This window comes from Pseudoalteromonas sp. P1-16-1b (genome assembly GCF_001401785.1).
GTDB lineage: Bacteria > Pseudomonadota > Gammaproteobacteria > Enterobacterales > Alteromonadaceae > Pseudoalteromonas > Pseudoalteromonas undina.
Window position 1 is genome coordinate 1 of sequence record NZ_LKGQ01000079.1, and the last position, 221, is coordinate 221.

Annotated in this window: 1 protein-coding gene; it reads left to right on the plus strand. The window is 45.2% G+C overall.

The window, feature by feature from the left end:
* On the plus strand, positions 1-221 hold a 221-nt coding region (locus AN392_RS18280; RefSeq protein ID WP_268796107.1), incomplete at both ends, for an EF-Tu/IF-2/RF-3 family GTPase.

Below are 221 nucleotides of genomic sequence, written 5' to 3' on the forward strand. Positions count from 1 at the left end.
CGTGTTGAAGCTGGTATCATCAACGTGAATGACGAAGTTGAAATCGTTGGTATCAAAGAGACTACTAAGTCTACTTGTACTGGTGTTGAGATGTTCCGTAAGCTTCTTGACGAAGGTCGTGCTGGTGAGAACATTGGTGCACTTCTACGTGGTACTAAGCGTGAAGACGTTGAACGTGGTCAAGTACTAGCTAAGCCTGGTTCAATCAACCCACACACAAC